Origin of the sequence: Flavobacterium shii (assembly GCF_025847235.1) — a bacterium.
GTDB classification, from domain to species: domain Bacteria; phylum Bacteroidota; class Bacteroidia; order Flavobacteriales; family Flavobacteriaceae; genus Flavobacterium; species Flavobacterium shii.
In genome coordinates this window covers 285,144-310,108 of the sequence record NZ_JAOZEW010000003.1, presented here as the reverse complement: position 1 = coordinate 310,108, position 24,965 = coordinate 285,144, and the positions used below count along the sequence as shown (strand labels likewise).

The following is a 24,965-nucleotide window of genomic DNA, read 5'->3' as shown; positions in this document are numbered from 1 at the left end:
TTGCAAAAAAAGCATATAAAAAGACTTTAGTCTTAATGAGTTTTTTAAATTCTTCTTTCATAATAAATTTGGTTTATTTTAGTTTTTAAATCTAAAACAAATTTAAAAGACTGTTTTGTCTTTTGTTATGACAAAAGTCATGTGTTATTTACAAGATTATAGCTAAATTTAATTGACTTTTATTTTTATGTTCGCGTTTAATCTTGTTAAATAAAATGCTTTCCGATGTGATTAATTCATTGAATATTGATATTCAGAATATTTTTTAATAAAAATAATTGGCTAACTCTATTTTAGAATAATAATCATTATTTTTGCACGCTGTTTAAATTAAAATTATTACTTCAAAATATATTTATGGTAAAAGATTTATTCGAAAGAATTCAGAACAATAAAGGGCCATTAGGAAAATGGGCTTCACAAGCTGAGGGTTATTTTGTTTTCCCTAAATTAGAAGGTGAACTTGGTCCAAGAATGCAATTTGGTGGAAAAAATATTTTAAACTGGAGTTTGAATGACTATTTAGGTTTAGCAAATCATCCAGAAGTTCGTCAGGCCGATATTGATGCTGCAACTCAGTTTGGAGCAGCTTACCCTATGGGTGCGCGTATGATGTCTGGTCATACTAAATATCATGAGCAATTAGAAAATGAATTGGCTGATTTTGTAATGAAACCAGCGGCTTATTTATTGAATTTTGGTTACCAGGGAATGGTATCTATTATTGATGCTTTGGTTACTAAAAATGACATCATTGTATATGATGTAGATTCTCACGCTTGTATTATTGATGGTGTTCGTTTGCACATGGGTAAACGTTTTACATACAAACACAATGATCTTGAAAGTATGGAAAAAAACCTGCAACGTGCTACGAAAATGGCAACTGAAACAGGTGGTGGTATTCTATTTATTACCGAAGGTGTTTTTGGAATGCGAGGACAACAAGGGAAATTAAAAGAAATCGTAGCTCTTAAACAAAAATACAATTTCAGACTTTTGGTAGATGATGCACACGGTTTTGGTACACTTGGTAAAACAGGAGCTGGAGCAGGTGAGGAGCAAGGAGTTCAGGATGATATAGATGTTTATTTCTCTACTTTTGCTAAATCTATGGCAAATATCGGGGCTTTTGTAGCTGCAGATCAAGATATTATTGATTATTTGAAATACAACTTACGTTCTCAAATGTTTGCAAAAGCATTACCAATGATTCAAACTATTGGTTCTTTGAAACGTTTGGAATTGTTACGTAGCCACCCAGAATTAAAAGATAAACTTTGGGAAAACGTAAATGCTTTACAAAACGGATTACGCTCTAGAAATTTTAATATTGGTGATACAAATACTTGTGTAACTCCAGTTTATCTTGAAGGTAGTGTGCCAGAAGCAATGGTAATGGTAAATGATTTAAGAGAAAACTACGGTATCTTCTTATCAATCGTAATTTATCCGGTTATACCAAAAGGTATCATTCTATTAAGAATGATACCTACTACATCACATACTTTAAGTGATATTGACGAAACGTTAGTAGCTTTTGAAGCCATTCGTGAAAAATTAGAAAACGGAACTTATAAAGAAATTGCAAGCAGAACTAAAGTTGATTTAGATGCATAGTAATTAGCTTGAATCCTATATTATTTTTTGATTATATGGGGATTATATAAAAGAATCCATTCGTTATGCGAATGGATTTTTTTTGTTTAAAACTTTTATATAGTATATTTAACACTCAAACTTTTAAACGGAATGATTATGAAAAAAATAATGCTAATAATTGGAGTTTTTACAATGGTATTAGTTTCTTGTAAAAAAAATAAGCCAGAAGAAGTAACCCTCGATGCAGTAGAATCTGTAGGCGAGCAATGTTTCGAGTCGGTAATTAATAAAGATACTATAAAAATGACCCTGAATACAAATTCGCGCAATGAGGTAAACGGAGAATTGATATACAAAATTTACGAAAAAGATAAAAATGAAGGGACTATAAACGGAACTATTAAAGGAGATACGCTCATTGCCGATTATACTTTTCAATCCGAAGGGGTTTCTTCTGTAAGGGAAGTTGCTTTCTTGAAAAAGGGAACAACTTATATTGATGGCTACGGGGATCTTATCGAAAAAAACGGAAAAATGGTTTTTAAAGATAAAAAGACATTGAAGTTTGATGCAAAAATGACATTATCAAAGGTTGATTGTAAATAGATTTAAAACTTAGGCAATAAAAAAATCCATTCGTACATAACGAATGGATTTTTGGTTTTTATAATTCTTTACGAAAAGTAGCTCTTCGTTTGTGTACTACGGGGCTAAAGTGTTTCCATAAATTATGAATAGCTGCATTATCGGCAAGTTCAGGAGTTCTATAACAATTTACAATACCCTTTTCTTTGAAAGTATGGTAGTATTCATTGAATATTATTGCTGTTACGGCTTTATTTTGGTATTCTGGATGAACGCCAATTAAATAAAAAATCATGTCCTTACTATGTTTTTTTGCTTTAAGCAAATGAAGGAATCCGAATGGAAACAGCTTTCCTTTAGTTTTTTGTAAAGCTTCCGAAAATGAAGGCATTACAATGCTGAATGCTACGATATTATGATCTTTATCTTCTACGAATTTTATAAACTCAGGATTGATAAAACTAATATATTTTTTCTTGAAATACTCTTTTTGCACATCCGATATTGCTACAAATGATGATAAAGAAGCGTAAGACTCATTAAATAAATCAAACATTTTATCTACATGAGGCATAACTTCTTTGGTTGTCTTGAAATTAAGCGGTTTTAATTGATATCTTCTCTTTACCAATTCATTTGCCTTTTCGAAAAATTCTGGTTTTACGTTTGAAAAAGGAAATTTACTTTCATCGTATTTTTTTTCTACAACATAACCCAATTGTTCAAAATGAGTTGCGTAATAAGGATGATTGTACCAAGTAATCATGGTTCCGATTTCATCAAATCCTTCGGTTAAAACGCCAACCTTATCTAGATTAGAGAATCCCATTGGACCTTCAACGTATTCAAGGTTGTTTTTTCGACCTAATTCATATACTTTCTCTAGTAAAACTTTGGTAACTTCAATATCATCAATAACGTCGAACCAGCCAAAACGGACTTTCTTTTTTTGTTGTCCATTAACTTCATCCCAGTTAATTATGGCAGCAATTCTTCCTACTATTTCATTGTTTTTATGTGCGACAAAAAAAGTAGCTTCGGCATTTTCGAAAGCGGGGTTTTTAGTTTTATCAAAAGTTTCCAACTCATCGGCAATAATAGGTGGGACCCAATATTTATTGTCTTTATATAATGAGAAAGGAAATTTTATAAATTCGGTTAATTCCTTTTTAGACTTAGCTTCTTGTATTGTAATCATTAAGATTGTATTGTTTATTTTAAAAATATTCCTGTTTTTTTAGGAGATAGTAGTTCTTGTTTTAGGCTTAATTTTATTCAAAAGTAGCTTTTCGTTTTTGCTCCATTTTCATATAATCTTCTTCGTCTGTTTGCTTTTTACTTTTTTTATCTTTCTTTCCTTTCTTCCCTTTTTTGTCTTTTCCGTCTTTAAAGCTCATTTGAACCTCTTTATACTTGGCATCATAACGCCATGAAAACCCAACACCTCCGTAAAAAATAGAGGGAGTGTCTTTAAAGTTTGTGCTTAAAGAAGCATCGATTTGCATGTTTTTATTTAACAAATATGCAGCACCACCTCTCACGATACAATCGCTATAAAAGTCGCTTTTGTAGCCTTGATTTTCTACAAAACCAGACCATTTATCATTAAAACCTCTCGTAAGCGTTAATACATATCCATAACTTGGATAATCGGTTGTGATGTAATCAGCAATAATATTAGTTACAAATACCCATTTTCCATCACCTAAATGGTTTTGAGTAATCAACATGATTTTTGGAGAAATGCTAGATTCTTTTGTAAAGGCATAAGGATTACCTGCAAAAGTAAAGTTTGCTCCTGCAAAAACAGAAACTGCAGGAATTAATTGATGCCAATTGAATCGTTGATTACCTTTCCAGCTATATATATTGGTTTTCTTTTCGTAGTTTTTAAACGGATCGTAGATTAAATATTTTGCTCCTAATATAGTCTGTTTAAAATCATTTTTTTTGTAGCTACTATAGGGAGTGCTGTAATCTTCCATTTGATATTGCAAATCGGCAATAAGTTCCAATTGCTCACGAAAAAGTCCCCAGCGAAGTGTTAAATCTGTTCCGAAACCACTAGCGTCGTAATTTAATAAATTATGTTTTTCATTGATTCCGTATACGCCAACTTCAGCTTGGATTACTGATTTTCCTACAGCAAATGCCGACATTGTTTCACCAGGACGGTTTGAGTTGATTACATCGGTATGTTGGCCGAAAAAAAGATAAGGCGTTAATAAAACGCAGGAAATAATCAAGTTTTTGATTTTAAACATATTATTTTTTTTAGTTAAAAAGTAATAACGCATTTCAAATGTACTATATTTTATTATTTATTTAAGATTGATATCTTAATTTTGAAGAATGGATTTATTATTTTTGAAAAAAATTATATGATTATGCAAACAGCATCTTTTTCAGGTCTTATAAAAGCAATTTTTTATATGATTGCTTTTTATTACATTTTTAGATTCTTGGCAAAATTATTTTTGCCAGTTTTAGTAAAGAAAGTGGTAGATAAAGCAGGAGAGAATTTTCAGAGACAGCAACAACAATATACACAGCAGCAACAAAATAATTCATGGCAAAAAACCAGAACAAATGATGAGGTGATAATTGATACCGCTAATGCGAAAAAACCGCGTGAAACCAAAAAAGTCGGTGATTACGTTGATTACGAAGAAATAGATTAAATTTGTGATCGAATAAATAGATTTTCATCCTTAACCAAACCTACCAAAATTGAAAGTAATAAATAAGCTTTATCCGCATGCCCTTGTTATATTGGGATTTGTACTCGTTTCTTTAATTTATTTTTATCCTGTATTACAAGGAAAACAGATTTTTCAATCGGATATTGCACAATATACCGGAATGGCCAAAGAGCAAAATGATTTCAGAGCAACTGAACATTCTGAACCTTATTGGACAAATTCGGCTTTCGGCGGAATGCCTACTTATCAATTAGGGGCTAATTATCCACATGATTATGTAGGGAAAATAGATGACGCTTTACGATTTTTACCTCGTCCTGCCGATTATCTTTTCCTTTATTTCTTAGGGTTTTATGGGTTGTTATTGGTTTTAAAAATCGATCCTCTTAAAGCATTTATAGGAGCACTAGCTTTTGGTTTTTCTACATATTTAATTATTATTCTAGGAGTTGGACATAATGCCAAAGCACATGCTATTGCATATATGCCACTGGTTATTGCCGGATTTATACTCGTTTTTCAGAAAAAATATATTCTCGGAGGTTTGCTCACCATGTTTGCGGTAGCGTTGGAGATCAATGCCAACCACTTCCAAATGACTTATTACTTATTGATTTTCTTATTGATTCTTTCAGGATATTACGCTTTTAATTTTATTAAAGAGAAAGAATATAAGCCACTTTTAATATCATTTGGAGTTTTGGCTGTAGCCGGAATTTTTGCTTTAGGCGCAAATGCTACTAATTTATTGGCTACATCCGAATATGCTAGTTTTAGTATTCGTGATAAAAGTGAATTGACTTTCAATCCAGATGGATCTAAAAATCTAACAACTGCATCAATGACAACCGACTATATCACCGAATATAGTTATGGTATTGCCGAAAGTTTTAATTTAATTGCACCAAGACTTTTTGGAGGTTCTAGCCATGAACCTGTAGGTACAGATAGTAAAATGTATGAATTCATGATTGGGCAAGGAGTTCCGGAAGGACAAGCTCAGGATTTTGTTTCAGCAATGCCAACATATTGGGGAGATCAACCTATCGTTTCTGCACCAGCATACATAGGAGTTGTTGTTTTCTTTTTGGCAGTTTTGGCTTTGTTTATTGATGACAGAAAAATTAAATATGTGTTCTTTTCAGGCGCAATGGTTTCTTTAGTACTTTCTTGGGGTAAAAATTTCTCGTTACTAACAGACTTTTTTATTCATTACGTTCCGATGTATGATAAATTTAGAGCAGTTTCTTCGATACAGGTTATTTTAGAATTATGCTTCCCTGTTCTTGCAATTATGGGATTACAATCTTTTTTCAAACTAAAAGATACTGATCCTAAGTTACAGCAAAAAGGATTGGTTCAAACAGGAGTTTTTAGTATAGGTGTTTTATTGATATTGCTTTTTAGTAAAAGCATGTTTAATTTCTCGGGAGCAAGTGATAGTTACTTTCTAGAAAGTTACGGACCTGATTTTGTTGATGCACTTAAAGCCGATAGAAGAAGCTTGTACTCTGCAGATTTATTGCGTTCAGGATTCTTCATAGTGGTTACTTTTGGAGCCTTATGGTTCTTTATCAAAAATAAATTATCACAAAATACGGCACTTATAATAGTTAGTATTTTTATGATTTTTGATTTATTTTTTGTAGATAAAAAATATGTTTCAGCAAAAGATTTCGTTAGTCCGGTACAAATTGCGGCTCCTTTTCAAGAAACGCCAGCAGATACTCAAATTTTAAAGGATACTTCGGTTTACCGCGTATTTGATGTTCAGGGACAATTACAAGGAAGAACATCTTATTTCCATAAAACAATTGGAGGATATAGTGCGGTAAGACCTAGAAGAATGCAACAATTGTTTGATTATCAAATTTCTAAAAATAATTTAGAAATTCTTAATATGCTTAATGTTAAGTATGTTATTCAGGTAAATAAAGAAGGTCAGGAATTTCCAACAATAAATCCAGATGCCAATGGTAATGCTTGGTTTGTAAAAGATTTGAAATTGGTTAATACAGCCGATGCAGAGATGAAAACTTTAGAGCATTTGGACACTAAAAATGTAGCTGTTTTTAATATTCATGATTATGGTTCTAAATTTAAAAGTGCTAGATTAAAAAAGAAATGGGATGCTAACGGAACTATAAAATTAGAAGTTTATAAACCTAATTATATCAAATACAAATCGGATAATTTAAATGAAGGTTTGGCAGTATTCTCAGAGATTTATTATGGAAAAGGTTGGAATGCTTATATAGATGGTAAACTTACAGATCATTTTCCTGTGAATTATGTTTTGAGAGGAATGGAAGTTCCGGGAGGAAAACATACAATAGAGTTCAAATTTGAACCACAAGTTGTTAAAACCGGAGGTACAATTACACTTTTTAGTTCAATAGGGATGTTGCTTCTTTTAATAGGAGGAATTTATTTTGAAAGAAGGAAATCTAGTGCTCAGTCTTAGTAATTAGTGTCAGTTTCTTGCTTTGTGAATTTTACAGAGGAATTCAAAAAGCAAGAAACTTTTGAGTTTTTTTAGTATTTGTTGAAAATGGAAACAGATAAAATTATTGGATCAAATATTAAGGCTATCGAAAAAGAAAGGATACCGAAATAAAATCACTTTCTTATCTGGAAAGATTAGAGAGAATGATGACAATTATTGAAGTTTCTGATATGTAAAGCACAGCTGAAAAAATTCAAATTCAAATTCAAAATAAACTTAAGATTATAGATTAATGATTAATTGAATCTGAAATCACAAATCATTATTCAAAAATAAAAACTCTTGGAACAAAAGAAACTCCTAATTATAACATATTACTTTCCACCAGCTGGAGGACCTGGCGTACAACGTTGGTTAAAATTTGTAAAATATTTGCCGGAATTTGGTGTTCAGCCAATTGTATATGTGCCTGAAAATCCAACATATCCAATTGTCGATGAAGGATTGGTTAATGAGGTTTCGGATAAGGTAATTGTTATTAAGAATAAAATTATAGAACCGTATCAATTAGCTTCTTTTTTTTCGAAAAATAAAACAAAGAAAATTGCTTCTGGAATTATTCCAAATCAAAAAAAGCAATCGTTTCTTGATAAAACATTTCTTTGGATTCGTGGTAATTTATTTATTCCAGATGCCCGTGTATTATGGGTAAAACCATCTGTTTCTTATTTGGAGAAATATATTGTCGAGAATAATATCGATACGATTGTAACTTCTGGACCGCCACATAGTTTGCATCTTATAGGTTTAGAGTTAAAACAGAAATTAGATATAAAATGGTTTGCCGATTTTCGTGATCCATGGACTACTATAGGATATCATAAATCATTGCGTTTATCGGGTTATGCTGCCAGGAAACATAAGAAATTAGAGTATCAGGTTTTAAATACCGCCGATACTATTCTTGTTACGAGTAAAACTACAAAAGCCGAATTTCAAGAGATCACGACAAAACCTATTGAAGTTATTACCAATGGTTATGATGTTGAGAATGTTGAGAAACAAATATTAGATACCAAATTTACTTTGGCACATATTGGTTCTTTCTTATCCGAAAGGAATCCGCTTTTTTTATGGGAATGTTTGGTTGAGTTATTACAGGAAATTCCTGAATTCAAGCAGCATTTAGAGATAAAATTAATTGGAGCAGTAAGTCAGGAAGTATTAGAAACAATTGCTAGGTTCAAGCTTAATGATTACTTGAATAATTTAGGTTATGTTTCGCACAACGAAGCTATTGCACATCAAAAAAAATCTCAGGTTTTATTATTAATCGAAATCAATTCAGAAGATACCAAGAGTATTATTCCTGGTAAGTTGTTTGAATACATGGTTTCTAATAGACCAATAATCGCAATTGGACCTAAGGGTTCTGATTTCTCAGATATTATAACTCAGACAAATACAGGAGTGTTTTTTGACTATTCTGAAAAAATGAAATTAAAAAGTGTAATTTTGGATTTTTATAATCAATTCTTAGAAGGGAAACTACAAGCAAACGGAGTAGGATTGCAACAGTATTCTAGAAAAAATCTAACGAAGCAGTTAGCACAATTGATTAAATAGAATACTTCTTATACTTTAAAATTAAAATCATAAATACCTTCAATGGGCATAGTCTTAAATCAGTCTTTTAAAAATACTATTATAACATATATTGGTTTTGGTATCGGTGCTATAAACACGCTTTATTTATATCCGATTTACTTAGGCGAAAGGTATTATGGTTTAACGAATTATATTCTCTCTGCAGCAAATGTTATTATGCCTTTGTTTGCTATAGGGATGCAAAATACGTTGGTCAAATTTTATTCTCAATATAAAACAGAAGAAGAAAGGGAGCAATTTTTGTCGTTTACGGCTTTATTTCCCATACTAATGTGTATTCCATTAGGGATAATTGGTTTTTTCTTTTTTGATGACATTACAGTTTTCGTATCAAAGAAAAACCCTGTTGTTAAAGAATTTATTTTACTGATTCCCTTTGTCGGAATTTGCATGGCTTATTTCGAGATTTTTTATGCTTGGGCAAGGGTACACATGCATTCTGTTTTTGGTAACTTTATTAAAGAAGTTGGTTTAAGGCTGTTTTCTACGTTTGTATTAGTAGGATTGTATTTTAATTGGATAACCTTGATCCAATTTGTTTATATAACGGCAGCAATTTATTTTTTGGCTTTTATCGTAACGATGTTTTATGCTTTTAGTATCAAGAAGCCAAACTTTCAAATCACTATACCTGAGAATGTAAAAAGTGTAATGGAATATACGTTTTATATAATTCTTTCAGGAAGTGTAGCCAATTTGCTTTTGGATGGAGATAAGCTTATGCTTAATCAGTATATGAAAATAGAGAATATTGCTTATTATTCGGTAGCAACATATATAGCATTGGTAATCTCGGTTCCAAGCCGTGCTATGCATCAAATCGTATATCCTATTACGGCAAAGTTGATGCATGATGATAAACACGATGAATTGAATGATTTGTACAAAAAGACATCTATAAACTTACAGATTGTTGGTGGGTTTGTGATGTTGTGTATTTTCGTAAATATTAATCAGTTATATGAAATAGTTCCTGAGCAATATAGAGGAGGGGTTCCAGTTGTTTTTATGATTGGATTATCTAAATATTTTGATCTTATTTTAGGGAATAATAATGCTATTATTTTTAACACAAAATATTATCGAACAGTGTTGTTCTTAGGGTTAGGTTTAGTTGTTTTGACCTTTGTTTTAAATATAATTTTTATACCGATTTACGGTATTAAAGGTTCTGCATTTGCAACTTTATTGTCGATTACTTGTTATAGTTTGGCAAAATTACTTTTTGTAGTTAAGAAACTCCATTTGTATCCTTTTACAAAGCAAAATTTGTATTCGTTGCTGGTTACAGCAGTATTATTTGTATTATTTTATTTTTGGGAATTTCCTGTTTATCCGTTAATCGGAATTGCTTTAAAATCGGTTATTGTGACGGTTTTTTATGTGTATTTAAACTATAAATTCGCTATTTCTAAAGAGATAAACCAAGTAATAAATAAGTTTATAAATAAGCTTGGAGTTAAAATTTAGTAAGAAATAAGGCTAGGAACTAAACGTAAGTTATTTTGTTTTATATTTGTTAGACCACCTTTATTGTGGTGTATATTATTACATACAAATATGAAAAAGAGTGTAATTGTTTTTCTGCTCATTCCCTTGTTTTTAGTTTCGATAGTTAGTTTTGCTCAAAAGGCAAAAAAACAACCTGAAAAACAAATCGTTCAAAGCGATACTATTGCTAAAGCCGATTTAAAAGGATATCCTGTAACGCCTTTTAAAGACACCCTTTTTTATGTTTATAATAAGGTAGGTTCGTTCTCTGCAGAGAATAGAGCCAAGGCGATTTCCGACAAAGTAAAAAAACTCTACGAAGACGCTTTTTTTGTTACTGATTCTTTAAAAATCATTCCTTCGGATATAAGCTTGGATATTACTTATGAAAATGATTTTGTAGTAATGTCGATTCTGGAAGCTGATGCAAAATCTGAGAACATGACGGCTAAGGCTATTGCAGAACGTAATTTTACGGCAATAAAAAGAGCTATTCTTTTTCAGAATGAAAACTATTCCTTGTTGCCAAAAAGGCTTGGATTTACGGCTTTATTAGTATTGATTCTTGGACTTGTCTTGATTGGCGTAGGTAAGCTTTTTAATAAAGGAAGTCTTTATATTTCCAGAAATAAAGATAAATATTTTACCGGATTTAAATACGGCGAGATAAATATTCTTAGCCCGCAAAAGCAACATTTTCTTGCGATGCGCTTAATGAGTGTTATAAAAACTTTTGTTCTAATATTAATAGTGTATTTGTCCTTACCAATACTTTTTAGCATTTTTCCTGCCACCGAAAAGTATACAACAACATTATTACGCTGGGTTCTTACGCCTGCAAAATCGGCTATTATGAGTTTTGTGGCATTCCTGCCTAATTTATTTACGATAATTGTAATAGTGTTTATCTTTAGGTATACTTTAAAAGTAATCAAGTTCTTTGTAGATGAAATAAGTAAAGGAAACATTAAAGTAGATGGTTTTTATAGTGATTGGGCAAGACCAACTTTTAATATCATCCGTTTTTTAATGTATGCCTTTATGTTGGTTGTTATTTTTCCGTATTTACCAGGTTCAGATTCTCCAATTTTTAAAGGAGTTTCAGTTTTTGTGGGGATTTTATTTTCATTAGGATCATCTAATGCGATTGCCAATATGGTTGCTGGACTTGTAATAACTTATATGCGTCCTTTTAAAATTGGTGATTTTATAAAAATAGGAGATGTAAGTGGGGTTGTTATCGAAAAAACAGCTTTGGTTACGCGTGTAAGAACACCTAAATTTGAAGACATAACAATACCAAATGCGACTGTTTTATCGAGTACATCAACTAATTACTCTGCGAATACAAAAGAGGATGCCAGAGGATTGGTCATTCATTCGACCGTTACCATAGGTTATGATGTGCCTTGGAGGGATGTTCATAAAGCATTAATCATTGCGGCTTCTAAAACAGATTTTATAGAAAGTACTCCAGAACCATTTGTTCTTCAAACAGGTTTAGATGATTTTTACGTTGCTTATGAGATTAATGCATATACCAAAGAGCCTCAAAAACAACCATTAATTTACTCTTCTTTGCATCAAAATATTCAGGATAGTTTTAATGAAGCAGGGATCGAGATTATGTCTCCACATTATAAAGCGCTTCGCGATGGAAATAAAACAACGATACCCGAAGACTATTTGGGTAATAATTACGAAACTCCCACGTTTAATATAAATGGCAAGTTGTAATTTATTGTTTTAGATCATATGTATTTGAGAGAAAGAGATTGTTTAATCTGCAATGAATCTTTTAATAGCTGGGTCTGTCTTGGAGAATTGATACTTTTTAGTGTTTTATGATGAATTACTAATTGTAAAATCACTAAAAGTGGGTATTGTGTAGTTTATTATTGTAAACTAATTTTACTTTCTAAATTCCACTAGAATAAATTATTAAAGTAAATAGCTAAAATAATTTTAATAAACGATTATGAAAAGCCCACAATTTACGCAAGAAGAGAGTCTACAAGTTTTCTCAAACATAATTTCAAATAAAATTCACAACGGTTTTATTTTAGAAGAAAGAAATGATGAAATGCTTTTTGCTGTTTTATCAAAAGGAGAAAGAGTAGTTGACCACAGTTTTAATTTCCTTATTTGTTGCTTAACATTTGGATTATGGTCAATTGCCTGGTTGTACCTGACTATAGAATCATCTAAAAACAAAAAGATATTGGTAGCCATCGATGAAGACGGCTTCCCATTTGAAGATAAATGTTATCACGAATAAAATTATTCGGGATTATAGTTTTTCTTTTAAATAAATACCTGTTATTGACTTTTTTACTTTAACTATTTCCTCTGGAGTTCCTTCGGCTAGTAATTCCCCGCCGTTTTCTCCACCTTCAGGACCTAGATCTATTATCCAATCGGCACATTTTATAAGGTCAAGATTGTGTTCAATTACAATTATAGAATGTCCTTTATCAATTAATGCATCAAATGAAGCTAATAGCTTCTTGATATCATGAAAATGAAGTCCCGTTGTAGGTTCGTCAAAAACAAATAATGCCTTATCTTTTGTAGCTCCTTTTACCAAGAATGAAGCTAGTTTAATACGTTGCGCTTCACCACCAGAAAGAGTAGAAGAGGATTGCCCAAGTTGTACATATCCTAAACCTACATCTTGCAATGGTTGTAGTTTTTGAGTAATCTTAGTTTGATTGTTTTTTGAAAAGAAACTAATTGCATCATCAATTGTCATCGTTAAGATATCATTGATGTTTTTATCGTCAAAGGCAACTTCAAGAATTTCTTTTTTGAAACGTTTTCCGCTACAAGTTTCGCAAGGCAACTGTACATCGGCCATGAAAACCATTTCGACGTTAATAGAGCCTTCTCCTTTACAAGTTTCGCATCTTCCACCATCTACATTAAAAGAAAAATGTTTGGCTTGATATCCTCTTATTTTTGATAGTTTTTCTTTAGCATATAATTCTCGAATATCATCATAAGCCTTTATGTATGTTACAGGATTAGAACGTGAACTTCTTCCTATAGGATTTTGATCCACATACTCGATATGTTTTATTTGAGAGAAAGAGCCTTTTATTTCGGTAAACTGACCTGCTTTTTCGGCTGCATTGTCTAATTTTTTCTGAATGGCAGGAAATAAAATCTTTTTAACAAGCGTACTTTTTCCACTACCAGAAACTCCCGTGATTACAGTTAAAACATCCAAAGGGAAAGTAACATCTATATTCTTAAGGTTGTTTTCGCGAGCACCAATAACCTGTACGAAGTTTTTAGATTTTCGTCGATGTTTAGGAACAGCAATTTCTAGATCGCCATTTAAGTATTTAGCAGTTAGCGACGATGATTTTAATATTTCATCATACGTTCCCTGAGCAACTAACTCACCTCCAAAAGTTCCTGCTTCCGGACCAATATCGATAATCATATCGGCAGCTTTCATGATGTCTTCATCATGTTCTACAACAATTACGGTATTACCTAAATCACGAAGAGAAAGCAATACTTTTATCAATCGTTCAGAATCCTTTGGGTGTAAACCAATACTTGGCTCATCAAGAATATACATCGATCCAACCAAACTACTTCCTAGAGAAGTTGCAAGATTAATACGTTGCGATTCTCCACCGGAAAGAGTCGAAGAATTTCGGTTTAAAGTAAGATAGGATAAACCTACTTCGGTTAAAAAGGATAATCTATTATTAATTTCGACCATCAAACGTTTTGCGATTTGTTTTTCGTAAACGTTAAGGTCTATATCATTGAAAAAAGTTACTAAATGCTGTATTGGTAAATCGACTAAATCGGAAACTGTTTTGCCGTTTATTTTTACATAAGAAGCCTCTATTCGTAAACGTTTTCCTTTACAAACATGGCATTTTGTTTTTCCGCGGTAACGCGAAAGCATTACTCTGTTCTGAATTTTATAATTTTTCTCTTCTAGTTCTTTGAAGAAATCATTTAAGCCTTCAAAATATTGATTTCCTTTCCAGATTAACTCTTTTTGTTCCTCGCTTAATTGAAAGTAAGGTTTGTGTATCGGGAAATCGAATTTATGAGAATTATTTACCAGCTGATCACGAAACCAACTCATGCTTTCACCACGCCAAGGAAAAATAGCATTTTCGTAAACAGATAATGAAGTATTAGGGATAACCAAATCGGAATCAATACCAATAATATTTCCATAACCTTCGCAAGCAGGACAAGCGCCGTATGGATTGTTAAAGCTGAATAAATGTGGATTTGGCTCTAAGAATGTGATTCCGTCCAGCTCAAAATTATTGGAGTAGCTGTATTTTTTATTAGTATTTAATTCTTGTAAATAGCAAATTCCTTTTCCTTCAAAAAATGCAGTCTGAACTGCATCGGAAAGGCGGTTATAAAATTCCTCTTCTTCTTTTACAACGATTCTGTCTATAATCAATAAGATATCCTGATCTTTTGTGGTGTCAAGTGAATTTGTAAAATCATCCAGACGAACCATTTCGTTATCGATTAAAATACGAGCAAATCCTTGTTGCAGTAATACGTTAAGTTTTTCTTCCAGTTTTCTTCCTTTTTCAAGATGAATTGGAGCCAGCAATAACCACTTACTATCTAAGTCGAAGCTTTTTACATCGGTAACAACATCGGTAACGGTATTTTTTTTGACTTCCTGACCAGAAATCGGAGAGTATGTACGGCCAATTCTTGCAAATAGTAACTTTACATAATCATAAATCTCTGTAGAAGTTCCTACTGTAGAACGGGCATTAGTAGTATTTACTTTTTGCTCGATAGCAATTGCAGGAGCGATACCTTTTATGTATTCGACTTTTGGTTTATCTAAACGACCTAAAAACTGACGCGCATATGAAGATAAACTTTCTACATAACGACGTTGCCCTTCGGCATATAAAGTATCGAATGCCAAACTCGATTTCCCAGAGCCGGAAAGCCCTGTGATAACAACAAGTTTGTTTCTTGGAATCGCAACATCTACATTTTTTAAATTATGTACCTGAGCGCCTTTTATAATTATATTTTTCTTTGGGTCGAGTGTAGAAAGGTCAATTTGCATACAAAAAATCAATTTCCACAAAAGTAATCAATTTTCATTTGAGTTATGTTAAGGATAGGAACTCAATTTATCTAAAAATGAAACGTAACTGAGCTTTGGTTCCTTAATAAGTGTAAAAGATACTATTTATGTTTATGTCTTATTTTTTGCCAAAATAGTGCTTTATCAATGAATAATAATTTATTTTAGTGCAGAATAAATACCACTGATGCTATTGAAACCGAAATTTTATTTTTTATTAGTTTTTTTATACTGTAGTGCATTTTCTCAGGAATTGCCACCTATAATTAAATATTCTCCCAGTATTTATGGCGCCGGCAATCAGAGTTGGATGATTTCGCAGGACCAGAAACATGCTATGTTTTTTGCTAATAATGAAGGTCTATTAGAATTTAACGGTACAAATTGGGACTTATATCCATCGCCAAACGAAACAATTATACGTTCTGTAAGAGTAATCGATGATAAAATTTACACAGGATTTTACATGAATTTTGGTTTTTGGACTCGACAAACAAATGGAAAACTTAAATATACTTCGCTTAGCGATTCTATAAAAGATAAAATTCTAGATGATGAACAGTTTTGGAATATTCTAAAATATGACCAGTGGATTTTGTTTCAATCTTTAAGCAGAATCTATATTTATGATACAAAAACTAAAAAATTCCAGATAATAGCTCCTAAAAATGGTGTTGTAAAATCATTTAGAGCCAATTCTTCTATTTATTTTCAGACACTAAAAGAAGGTCTTTTTGAGATAGAAAGCGGTGAGACGGTTTTGATTTCGGATAATCCAATTTTGAAAAATAATACTATTGTAAATATTTTTTCTATTGATGAAGGATTGTTAATTCAGACGCAATTAAGCGGGTTTTATAAATTAATAGGTAAGAATATAACCAAGTTTCAAACAGAGGTAGATAATGAACTCGAGACAAGCCTTGTTTATAGTAGTCAGCAACTTTCGGATGGAAGTTTTGCTTTAGGAACAGTTTCCAATGGAATATTTATAGTTTCTAATGAAGGAAAACTTAAATATCATATTTCCCAAAATAAAGGTTTAAGTAATAATACTGCATTATCATTATTTGAAGATGATGATAAGAACCTTTGGGTAGGATTGGATAATGGCATAAATTGTATTAATCTCCAGTCTCCTATTCATAGTTATACAGATGATACGGGGATTCTGGGCACCGTATATGCTTCGATAACATATAATGGAATCTTGTACATTGGAACAAATCAGGGATTGTTTTGTAAAAAGTATCAAAGCAACGAGGAGTTTAAATTTATAAAAGGGACCAAGGGGCAGGTTTGGTCTTTATTTATGTATGATGAAACCTTGTTTTGTGGACATGATTCCGGAACATTTGTTGTAGAAAATAATACGGTAAAGAAAATATTTTCGGCATCGGGAACGTGGAAATTTGGTATTATTCCCAATCATAAAAACGTACTTCTACAAGGAAATTATTATGGTATTTCGATACTTGAAAAAGTTAATAAACAATGGGGATTTAGAAATAAAATAACAGGATTTGATTATTCTTCAAGGTATTTTGAGATTGCAAAGAATCAGGATATTTATGTAAGTCATGAATATAAAGGAATTTTCAGATTGCAATTGGACTCTGATTTAACAAAAGTGAAATCATTTTTTGCTTACGCAACTCCCAAAAAAGGTAAAAATGCCAGTTTAACCAAATTTAATAATTCGATTTATTACGCCTGTAAGGAAGGAATTTTCAAACTTAATGATCAGACAAAACAATTTGAAAAAGATAAATTACTAAGTTCTGTTTTTGAAAAAGATGAATATACTTCGGGAAAACTTATTGTAGATAATTCTAATAGGATATGGTTATTCTCTAAAAACTATATTCATTATTTCTCATCAAGTAAATTAAGTAATCAGCTTAAGCAAAATGTGATTCCGATTCCTGCATCATTAACCAATTCGATGCTTGGATTCGAAAATATTACACAAATATCCAAATCGGATTATCTTATAGGGACCACAGATGGATATTATACGCTTAATATAGATGATTTGACTTTTAAGGATTATGTTGTTTCTATTTCGGGCATAACGACAAATAAACTTAATGAAAGGATTACCAATGAATCAATTATTGATGAAGGGAGTTTTAAATTTGATGAAAATAACATTACTTTTAGTTACACGGTTCCTGAGTATAACAAATACATAAACTCGGAATATCAATATTTACTGGAAGGTTTTCAGGATGACTGGAGCGAATGGACGGTTAAGTCAACAGTGAATTTTAAAAATCTTCCCCCGGGGAATTATACTTTTAAAGTGCGGGCAAAATTCGCAAATACTGTACTCGAGAATACTGCAACCTATTCGTTTACGATATTAAAACCTTGGTATCTTACCAATGTTGCTTATTTTATTTATTTACTTCTGGCATTAGTAATAGCATACTTTATTCATAAAGCATATAGAAACTACTATCATAAGCAGAAAGAGAAGTTAATAGAAGAAAACAATTTGTTGCTTGAAATTAAGGAACTGGAAAACGAGCAACAGTTAATGAAGTTACGAAACGAGCAATTAACTCAGGATGTTGATAGTAAAAATAGAGAATTGGCAGTTTCTACCATGAGCCTGAACAGCAAAAATGAATTATTGGCTTTTATAAAAGAGGATTTAAAGAAAACATCCGATGATGGGAATAAAAGTATTAAATCGGTAATTACGACCATCAATAATAATATTACCGAGGATGATTCCTGGAATGTTTTTAAAGAAGCATTTGATAATGCCGATAAAGATTTTCTTAAAAGAGTAAAACAACGACATCCATTATTAACCCCAAATGATTTACGACTTTGTGCTTACTTAAGATTGAATCTTTCTTCAAAAGAGATTGCTCCGCTATTGAATATTTCGGTTAGAAGTGTAGAGATAAAACGCTATCGTTTACGTAAAAAAATGGAACTGCAGCATGAACAAGGCTTAGTAGAGTATATTCTTGCTGTATAGGAAGTCCAATAATATAATTTTACACCTATACATTACCACAACATTAACGTTATTGTTGTGGTTTTTTTATGATTTGAATTGAAATTTTAACACAATTTAACATTGCTGATTTGCTATTAATGCTGGTGGTTTTTTATGTTATCTAAAAAATAAAGCCCCTTTTTTTTAATTGTATGTTTTTTGTAAAGGTTGTTTTTAAATCATTATGAATGAATCCGAATAAATTTATCTTTCAATAAAAACTAACTAATTATGAAATCTAGATTATTACTAATGGTATTGTTACTGTTTACATCTTTTGCGTTTTCGCAGGCCTTTGATGTAAGTGGAACCGTACTCGATGGCTCAGGTTTATCCCTACCTGGCGTAAATGTAAAAGTTAAAAATTCGTCACAAGGTACAAGTACCGATTTTGACGGATCTTTTAAGTTATTAGGTGTCTCAAAAGGCTCCACAATTGTTTTAAGCTATATTGGTTTTAGAACACAAGAAGTTGTGGTTTCGGGTACCAAAATCACGGTCAGGATGAGTGATGATGCAAAGTCATTGGATGAAGTGGTTGTGATAGGTTACGGTACCCAGAAAAAGAGAGAAGTAACAGGAGCAGTATCTGTACTTGACAGTAAAACAATCGATATCTTGAAACCAGCAAGAATAGAGCAAGCTTTACAAGGAACTCTTTCCGGAGTAAATGTTACAACACAATCGGGAGCACCAGGAGCGCCATTGGATATTCGTATTCGTGGTATAGCTACCAATGGAGAAAATAGACCAATGACTATTATTGATGGCTATGTAGGAGACCTAGGTTTACTTAATCCAAATGATATCGAAACAATTACCGTTTTAAAAGATGCTCAGGCAGCAATTTACGGAACCATTGGAGCAAACGGAATTATCCTGGTTACAACCAAAACAGGTAAGAAAAATTCCAAAACAAGAATTTCTTTTAATAGTTATACAGGATTTCAGGAAACGTCTAGAAAATTACCAACTCTAAACGCTACAGAATATGCCCTTTTATTAAATGAAAGTTATGCCAATGGAGGCAAAGCACTTCCCTATCCAAATGTAAGCGGACTAGGAAAAGGTACAAATTGGCAAGATGAAGTTTTTAAGAAAGTACCTATTATAAGTAATGATTTAACTATTTCGGGAGGATCTGATAAAATTACTTACTCCATAAGTGGTTCCCATTTAGACCAAGAGGGAATCATTGGTGGGGATAAATCGGGTTTCCTGAGAAATACTGCCAGATTAGCCTTAGGAGTTGATTTAAGTGATAAATTTAAATTGAAGACGAATATTATTTATACTTATTTTACAAGAAATACATTGAATGAAAACGGACTGGGATCTGTTTTATTTAATGCACTCAACGTTCCGGCTACACTTAATCCTTATAATGCAAATGGAAACTTTACCCTAGTACCTAGTACAACTGGATTAGGAACAGAAATTATCAATCCATTAGCGCAAATTGACGATACTTATAACGATTATAACTATAAAAAACTAAATGGGAATTTTGGGTTAGACTATAAAATTTTCAAAGGATTTGTTTTATCAAGTTCAATAGGTTTTAATACCTCTAATAGTGAATCAAAAACATTTGCAAAACAAGTTAATTATGGCGGAAAAGTTTTTGATGTACAGAGAAGTTCTGTTACTCAGGGAACAGTAAATGATAATAATTATTCATTCGATCTTTTTGGAACATATACTGCCAAAATAGCCGAAAATCATAATATTGTAGGAACACTGGGCACAACTATTTTTAAAGAATGGGGTAATGGTCTTACTGCAACTGGTTTTGATGTTCCTAATAACTCTTGGGATTATGCAGATATTTCTTTGACAAAAGGGATATCCGAAACTTTAACCAATACTTCCTATGTATACGATCAAAGAAGACTTTCTTATTTTGGAAGAGTACAATATGATTATAAAGGTAAATACCTTTTTTCGGCTATGATTAGACGTGATTCTTCAACCAAATTCGGACCAGGAAATAAAGTAGGTTACTTTCCTTCATTTACAGGAGGTTGGGTGATTTCTGATGAAGATTTCTTTGGAGATCCTAAAGCGTTTAGTTTCTTAAAATTGAGAGCCAGTTACGGAACTTTAGGAAACGATCAGATTCCTAATTATGGTTATATCGGACTTTTAACAGGAGAAGCTACCTATGTGTTTAATAAAACGTTGGTTAACGGAACGGCAAATGGTCAAGTACCAAATCCTAATTTGAAATGGGAAGAAGCCAGAAAATTTGATGTTGGTATGGATATGAAATTTTTAAATGATAAAATATTTGTAGTAGCAGATTACTTTATAGATACGAGAAAAGATTTGTTGATTCCTAATATTCCTGTTTCGGGAATTAACGGTACGGGTGCGCCGGGTGCGAGTGCTCCTACGATGAATGCAGGTACAGTTAGAAATTCAGGATTTGAATTCTCAATTGATTATAAAGAGAAATTATCCGATTCTTTTACAATGAGCGTAGGTTACAATATAACTTTCCTTAAAAATGAAGTTTTAGAGGTAAATAATGGAACCGGATTTATCGAAGGAGGCGCTTTTGGAGTAGGACAACCTGCACCATCACGTATGGAGATAGGAAAACCGATGGGGTATTTTTATGGATATAAAACCGATGGAATTTTCCAGAATCAAGCCGAAATCGATGCGCATCCATCACAATTAGCATTGGGAGCAAATCCATCACCTGGAGATATTCGTTATGTTGATGTTAACGGAGATGGCGTAATTGATGCCAAAGACAGAACAAACATAGGAGATCCAATTCCAAAAGCTACAATGGGATTTAATATACAATTGAACTATAAAAATGTAGACTTCGCTGTATTTACTTTTGCCTCTGTAGGGAATGATATGGTACGTAACTACGAAAGAACACTTTCTGATGCAAATCGCTTAAACTATGTTTTGGACAGATGGACAGGAGAAGGGACCAGTACTACAACTCCAAGAGTAACTACTGGCGCTACAGCAAATAATGTTTTCTCCGATTATTTTGTTGAAGATGCTTCATACTTAAGAATTCAAAATGTTCAAATAGGATATACACTTGATCCAAAGGTGTCTCAAAGAGCCGGAATTACCAAATTAAGACTTTATACAGGAGTAAATAATTTGTACACATTTACCAAGTACAAAGGTTTTGATCCAGGTGCTTCGAATGGTGCACCAATTGGAGGTGGAATTGATTTTGGATTCTATCCTATCCCAAGAACTTATTTATTGGGCTTAAACATTAATTTTTAATTTCAATTAAAATGAAAAAATATTTTTTTACTACTATAATAGCTATAGCATTGCTTTCGGGCGTGGCAATTTCTTGTTCTGATGATTTTGTAGATCCTACTCCGGCATATTCTATTGACTCCGAGAATTATTTTAATTCCAAAACAGATTATGATAATGCTTTGGTTGCAGCCTATGATTTACTTCAATCCTCTTATGTAAATGTTATATTGGGAGAAATAGCTTCGGATAATACATATGCGGGAGGAGAAAGTCCTACAGATGTGATAGGTTTTCAGCAAATAGACCAAATGATTCACACAGAGGTAAATAGCAATTTAAGAGATATCTGGAATTGGATGTTTGCAGGAGTGCAAAGAGCCAATTATATACTTGAATTTCAAAATAAAACAGATTTTCAAGGAAAAGCACAAGTTATAGCCGAAACACGTTTTCTTAGAGCCTACTACCAATTTGAATTAGTAAAATGGTTTGGAGGCATCCCAATGAAAGGCGATGCGAGGTTTAGAATTGGAGATGAAAAAATAATTCCGCGTTCATCAGTCGAAGAAGTGTATGCTTCTATTGAAGCTGATTTAGTTTATGCGGTTGCTAATTTATCTCCAATTGCTTCTCAAAAAGGAAGAGTTACCAAGGGTGCGGCTCAGGCATTATTAGGAAAAGCTTATCTATATCAAAATAAGTTTACACAAGCAGCAACCACTTTGGAAGGATTAATAAGTACGTCACCATATTCATTAGTAGCAGATTATAATAAAATATTTGAAGCAGATGGAGAAAATGGACCGGAATCTGTTTTTGAAGTACAATATACAGATGTTGAAGGGGCAGGTTTCCCATGTTTGCAATGTAGTGAAGGAAATGTTGCTGTAGGTTTTAGCGGAGTTAGAAATTATACAGGACCGCTTTTTTCTTCAGGATTTAGTTTTAATATTCCTACTAAGGAATCTGCAGCTGCTTTTGAGGTTGGAGACAAGCGTAAAGATGTTACAATATTGGATATCGTGGCTTGGGCAGCAGCAAACACCGCTTTTGATGGTGGAAAAGGAGTTACTTACGGGAAAGGAAATCAGGATACAGGTTTCTTTAATAGAAAATACCTTCCGAGAACAAGAAGTAAAACCGCAGCAGGAGATTTAAACTTAACAAATCCTAATAATTATAGAGCAATACGCTATTCAGATGTTTTATTAATGGCTGCAGAGGCCTACAATAGAGGGGGAATTGATGATGGAAAAGCAAGAGGTTATCTTAACGAAGTAAGACGACGTGCTTTTGGAGATAATAATCATGACATTTCGGCTTCAGGCGCTGCTCTTACCGATTTTATTTTAGCCGAAAGAAGAGTCGAACTTTTTGGAGAGGGACATCGTTTTTTTGATTTGGTAAGAACCGGAAAAGCATTAGGAACAATACCGGGTTTTAAAGCTAATAAAAACGAATTATTTCCGCTTCCAATTGAAGAAATTCAATTTGCCAACGGAAACTGGAAACAAAATCCTGGATATTAAAAAATAGCAATTATGAAAAAAATACATTTTATTATAAGTCTTTTCGTTTTGGCAACATTTATAGGTTGCTCAAATGATAGCAGCGATATTAATTTGGATGGCATAAGTGCACCAAAAAACATATCGGCTCTTACAACAGTAACGCAAGACAATTCGGGTAAGGTAACTTTTTTGCCTAAAGGCGAAGGCGTAACGCAATATCAAATCAATTTTGGTGATGGAACTACTGTATCAGATTATATTTCGGCAGGAGGGACTGTAGCACATACTTACAAAGAAGGTGTTTATCAGGCTAAGATTATTGCAATGGGAATAAGCGGGAAAATCACCGAAGTAACACAAACAGTTACAGTTTCGTTTTTGGCACCAACCAATTTACAGGTAGCATTGGCTCGTGTAGCTGGCGATAATTTATCGGTATCTGTAAGTGCAAAAGCCAATTTCGAAACATTCTTTCAAGTTTATTTTGGAGAAGTCCCAAATGAAGTTCCAGTAGACTTTATGGAGGGCGAAACAATTAAACATACTTATGCAAACATAGGAGCTTATGAAGTGAAAGTTGTCGCTTTAAGCGGAGGAACAGCAACAACTACATATACAGAAACAATCACAATCTCGAATCCGATTCTATTGCCGATTGATTTTGAATCAACTACATTAAATTATGCATTTTCTAATTTTGGCGGGGCATTTACAGCTGTAGCTGATAATCCTAGCGTGGATGCCGGTAATGTAAGTGCAAAAGTGGCTAAATTAACCAAATCGGCAGGTGCAGAAGTTTGGGCAGGTTCTTTATTAGAATTAGGTGCACCGATTGATTTCTCAACATTGAAAAAAATTAGAATCAAAACTTGGTCTCCAAAAGCTGGAATTGTGGTTAAAATGAAATTAGAGAATTTAACCAATCCAGATATTAATATCGAAGTCGATGTTACAAATACAGTTGCAAATAATTGGGAAGAACTTACATTCGACTTTTCGGCTGTTGATAATGTAAATAAATATCAAAAAGTGGTTCTTTTCTTCGACTTTGGTAATACAGGAACTGGTGACGATTATTACTTCGATGACATTCAATTGACTTCGGGAGCAGAATCCTTGGTGCTACCGTTAACATTCGAATCGACGACATTAGATTATTCTTATGGAAATTTTGGTGGTGCAACTTCAGTAGTCATTGCAAATCCGGATAAAACGGGAATAAATACATCATCAAAAGTAAGTGCTTTGACCAAAGGGAATGGAGCCGAAGTTTGGGCAGGTTCATCACTTGCATTAGATACTCCGATAAATTTTTCAACATTTAAAAAAATAAAAATGAAAGTCTGGTCACCACAGGCTGGAATTATTGTGAAGTTTAAATTAGAAAATCTAACGGATCCTAATATAAATAAAGAGATTGATGCTACCACAACAGTTGCAAATGGTTGGGAAGAACTCACATTTGATTTTGCCGGGATTGTAAATACCAATAATTATCAGAGAGTTGTAGTTTTCTTTGATTTTGGAAACAGTGGCACAGGCAAAACATACTATTTTGATGATATTAAACAATCCAATTAAAAATATAAGT

The 24,965-nt window shown here is 32.5% G+C and carries 15 protein-coding genes; 12 read left to right on the top strand and 3 right to left on the bottom strand.

The window, feature by feature from the left end; all coding sequences use genetic code 11:
* Window positions 1-357: 357 nt before the first annotated feature.
* On the top strand, window positions 358-1,620 hold the full coding sequence (locus OIU83_RS05035; RefSeq protein ID WP_264205174.1) for an aminotransferase class I/II-fold pyridoxal phosphate-dependent enzyme: 1,263 nt from the start codon (window positions 358-360) through the stop codon (window positions 1,618-1,620).
* 138 nt (window positions 1,621-1,758) lie between these two features.
* Complete coding sequence (locus tag OIU83_RS05030) at window positions 1,759-2,208, top strand: hypothetical protein (RefSeq protein ID WP_264205173.1); 450 nt, start codon at window positions 1,759-1,761, stop codon at window positions 2,206-2,208.
* 58 nt (window positions 2,209-2,266) lie between these two features.
* Here the strand turns inward: OIU83_RS05030 and OIU83_RS05025 are convergent, their stop codons facing one another.
* On the bottom strand, window positions 2,267-3,385 hold the full coding sequence (locus OIU83_RS05025) for a GTP cyclohydrolase (RefSeq protein WP_264205172.1): 1,119 nt from the start codon (window positions 3,383-3,385) through the stop codon (window positions 2,267-2,269).
* 73 nt (window positions 3,386-3,458) lie between these two features.
* Window positions 3,459-4,451 carry a transporter gene (locus OIU83_RS05020; RefSeq protein WP_264205171.1) on the bottom strand — a complete coding sequence of 331 codons (993 nt, stop codon included), beginning with the start codon at window positions 4,449-4,451 and terminating at the stop codon, window positions 3,459-3,461.
* A gap of 117 nt (window positions 4,452-4,568) precedes the next feature.
* Between OIU83_RS05020 and OIU83_RS05015 the strand changes: the two genes are divergently transcribed.
* From OIU83_RS05015 to OIU83_RS04990, 6 genes are all read left to right on the top strand, one after another.
* Complete coding sequence (locus tag OIU83_RS05015) at window positions 4,569-4,868, top strand: DUF4834 family protein (protein ID WP_404827650.1); 300 nt, start codon at window positions 4,569-4,571, stop codon at window positions 4,866-4,868.
* 49 nt (window positions 4,869-4,917) lie between these two features.
* Window positions 4,918-7,353, top strand: coding sequence for a YfhO family protein (locus tag OIU83_RS05010; protein ID WP_264205170.1), 2,436 nt, complete (start codon window positions 4,918-4,920; stop codon window positions 7,351-7,353).
* A 324-nt stretch (window positions 7,354-7,677) separates the two neighbouring features.
* The gene (locus tag OIU83_RS05005; RefSeq protein WP_264205169.1) at window positions 7,678-8,961 is read left to right on the top strand and encodes a glycosyltransferase family 4 protein; all 1,284 of its coding nucleotides are present in this window, start codon (window positions 7,678-7,680) and stop codon (window positions 8,959-8,961) included.
* Window positions 8,962-9,003: 42 nt separating this feature from the next.
* Window positions 9,004-10,473 carry an oligosaccharide flippase family protein gene (locus tag OIU83_RS05000; RefSeq protein ID WP_264205168.1) on the top strand — a complete coding sequence of 490 codons (1,470 nt, stop codon included), beginning with the start codon at window positions 9,004-9,006 and terminating at the stop codon, window positions 10,471-10,473.
* A gap of 90 nt (window positions 10,474-10,563) precedes the next feature.
* Complete coding sequence (locus OIU83_RS04995) at window positions 10,564-12,231, top strand: mechanosensitive ion channel family protein (RefSeq protein ID WP_264205167.1); 1,668 nt, start codon at window positions 10,564-10,566, stop codon at window positions 12,229-12,231.
* A gap of 241 nt (window positions 12,232-12,472) precedes the next feature.
* Window positions 12,473-12,772 carry a hypothetical protein gene (locus OIU83_RS04990; protein ID WP_264205166.1) on the top strand — a complete coding sequence of 100 codons (300 nt, stop codon included), beginning with the start codon at window positions 12,473-12,475 and terminating at the stop codon, window positions 12,770-12,772.
* A gap of 12 nt (window positions 12,773-12,784) precedes the next feature.
* Here the strand turns inward: OIU83_RS04990 and uvrA are convergent, their stop codons facing one another.
* Window positions 12,785-15,577: an excinuclease ABC subunit UvrA gene (uvrA, locus tag OIU83_RS04985; RefSeq protein ID WP_264205165.1), complete on the bottom strand. Its 2,793-nt coding sequence runs from the start codon at window positions 15,575-15,577 to the stop codon at window positions 12,785-12,787.
* A 214-nt stretch (window positions 15,578-15,791) separates the two neighbouring features.
* Here uvrA and OIU83_RS04980 point away from each other — a divergent pair, with 214 nt between their 5' ends.
* From OIU83_RS04980 to OIU83_RS04965, 4 genes are all read left to right on the top strand, one after another.
* A complete protein-coding gene (locus tag OIU83_RS04980; RefSeq protein ID WP_319005347.1) occupies window positions 15,792-18,593 on the top strand; it encodes a helix-turn-helix and ligand-binding sensor domain-containing protein in 2,802 nt (933 codons plus the stop codon).
* A 252-nt stretch (window positions 18,594-18,845) separates the two neighbouring features.
* Entirely contained in the window at window positions 18,846-21,881 is a 3,036-nt protein-coding gene (locus OIU83_RS04975; RefSeq protein ID WP_264205164.1) for a SusC/RagA family TonB-linked outer membrane protein, read from the top strand.
* An 11-nt stretch (window positions 21,882-21,892) separates the two neighbouring features.
* Entirely contained in the window at window positions 21,893-23,392 is a 1,500-nt protein-coding gene (locus OIU83_RS04970; protein WP_264205163.1) for a RagB/SusD family nutrient uptake outer membrane protein, read from the top strand.
* A 12-nt stretch (window positions 23,393-23,404) separates the two neighbouring features.
* Window positions 23,405-24,955, top strand: a complete 1,551-nt coding sequence (locus tag OIU83_RS04965; protein WP_264205162.1) for a PKD domain-containing protein — start codon at window positions 23,405-23,407, stop codon at window positions 24,953-24,955.
* Window positions 24,956-24,965 lie beyond the last annotated feature (10 nt).